Origin of the sequence: Okeania sp. SIO3B5, assembly GCF_010692555.1 — a bacterium.
Classification (GTDB): Bacteria; Cyanobacteriota; Cyanobacteriia; order Cyanobacteriales; family Microcoleaceae; genus Okeania.
On the sequence record NZ_JAAHHG010000596.1, the window covers coordinates 3,373 to 5,773 of the forward strand.

The 2,401-nt window shown below is 33.9% G+C and carries 1 protein-coding gene; it reads right to left on the reverse strand.

All coding sequences use genetic code 11. The annotated features are described in order from the left end of the window. Nucleotides 1-134: 134 nt before the first annotated feature. Nucleotides 135-1,889, reverse strand: coding sequence for an ABC transporter ATP-binding protein (locus tag F6K54_RS38995; protein WP_293089559.1), 1,755 nt, complete (start codon nucleotides 1,887-1,889; stop codon nucleotides 135-137). Nucleotides 1,890-2,401 lie beyond the last annotated feature (512 nt).

A 2,401-nucleotide genomic window follows, 5' to 3' on the forward strand; every position in this document is an offset into this window, starting at 1 on the left:
ATGACTCCTGAATAAAGATAATTTACAACATCAAAAATTGTATTAAATCTATTCATTCTGGGTCCTGAATTCTGTTGGCACAGCATTCCGTAGGAAATTCTGAATTCTAAATTATAAATTCTAAATTCTGACTCCTATTCTAATAACTGCTTTAATTTTTGCTCATTCCAAAGTAATTTATATAATCCGGTTTGCTCTACTAATTCTGCATGATTTCCAGTTTGTACAATTCTCCCTTTATCCATGACAAAAATTCTATTAGCAGTAGCAGCAGCAGACATTTGATGAGAGATAAAAATTACAGTTTTCTTTTGAGTTCCAGTTGATAAATTTTGCAAAATATTAGTTGCTGTCTGATTATCTACGCTGGAAAGTGCGTCATCTAAAATTAATATTGGAGCGTCAACTAATAAAGCTCTTGCTAATGCCGTTCTTTGTCTTTGTCCCCCTGACAAAGTAATTCCTCTTTCTCCAACTATCGTTTCATATTGTTGGGGAAAGTTGAGAATTTCTTCGTGAATTTGTGCTTGTTTAGCAGCAGCTTCTATTTCTATTTGTTCTGCTAATGGATTGCCATAACAGATGTTATTTTTAATTGTTGTACTGAAGAGAAAACTTTCTTGGGGAACGTAGGCGATCGCCTGTCGTAAATCTGTTAATTTTACTTGAGTTATATCATAGCCATCTATAAATAATTGGTCAATATTAATATCTAAAAGTCGAGGTAATGTGTTTGCTAAAGTTGATTTTCCTGAGCCAATAGAACCGACAATAGCAATAGTTTCTCCTGGTTGAATCAGAAAATTAATATTGTCTAAGGCTGGTGTTTTACTACCTGGATAAGTATATGTTAATCCTTGGCTTTTTACCCAACCTTTTACTACTTTGGGAAAATCTAGAGGTGATTCATGGTCTTTAATTTTCGGTTCAACTGTGAGAATAGCTTCTATACGGTCAATACTTACTTCTCCTCTTTGATAAGCAGTAATAGTAAAACCTAGTAATGCAGTGGGAAAAACTAAACGCTCAACATAAATAATTAAAGCTACAAAATTACCAACAGTTAATTCGCCATTTTCCAAGTATATCGACCCATTCATTAGCAATATTAATAAACTTGAACTTGCTAAACTAACTAGGAGAGGAAAAAGAATATTACGAGTTTTAGCTAAGTCTAAATTTACTTCTAATAGTCGTTGATTATAATTACTAAAAGCTTGTCGTTCATTTTCCTCCTGAGCATATATTTTGATTAGAGAAATACCATTCATATCCTCTTGAATCAAATCGCTCATATTAGAAAGTTCTTCTTGCACAGCTAATTGTTGACTCTGCAATTTAGTACTAAATATTTTTACCAGTATTAGCATGACAGGATAAACAGAAACTGCTAATAGAGTTAACCGCACATTAATAGAAAGCATAACTGGCATGGTTAAACCATAAGCAAAAATTGTATTGCTAATACTTAATACTGCAAAACCTAATAGTCTGCGGATATTATCAACATCACTTGTGGCGCGGTTAATTAAATCTCCTATTGTATTATTACTAAAGTAGGATGGCTCTAATTTTAAGAGTCGATTAAAAATCTTTTGTTTAAGGTCAAATTCTACCTGTCTTCCTACTCCAAATATGAGTATGCGCGATATTACTCTAATTACCCACATAATAGAGGCAAAAATTATAATTGCTATTACATAGTGTAAGAATTCATCAAATTTGGTCGCTACTTTTAAATCATCTATTGCTTGACTAATTAATTTAGGAATATAAATTCCTAAACTATTGACTATTAGTAGAGAAAAAACTCCTAATGATGACTTTTTCCAGTGGGGGCCTAAGTAGGAGGCTAATTTTTGCAGTCGTGCTTGAGAAGATTGAGCCATAGTAGTGATTATAGATTTTAGATAATGTTATGATTGTAGATAGGGTTTGCTGATTAAATATCGCGCTTATTGACTGATATTGGTTTGAGCAATTTTAGAGCTGGAAAAAGTGCGAGGTTTTAGGTGGTAATGGTTCAAAAATTCAGGATTTTGGTCAAGAGTTGGGCAGAACCATCTTGGGAAAAAACGCCCGCTCCTACCTCCTCCAAATTCCCATTTCTCCTGTCTCCCCCTCCCCTCCTGGGAGGGGCTAGGGGTGGGTTGTCTCCTGTCTCCTACCTTCACCCATAAGACTTTTTCAGCAAGCCCTAGATAGTTTAAAGATACAAAAAAATTGAATTAAAAATAAACCAGAAACTTATTAGTTCTTGTTAGAAATTAGCTGTATTAATTGAAGAAGAAATAGATGGGGATACTGAAAAGTTGTTGCTCTGCGTCTACAAGCTCCAACCAATTGGAGACACTGAAGGTGAGATGTGATGTATTAAATCTATATCTATAGAAACCATTTA

What these genes read in the sequence shown, in the direction of transcription:
- F6K54_RS38995 (WP_293089559.1), bottom strand. Translation starts at nt 1,889, where the DNA reads ATGGCTCAATCTTCTCAAGCACGACTGCAAAAATTAGCCTCCTACTTA.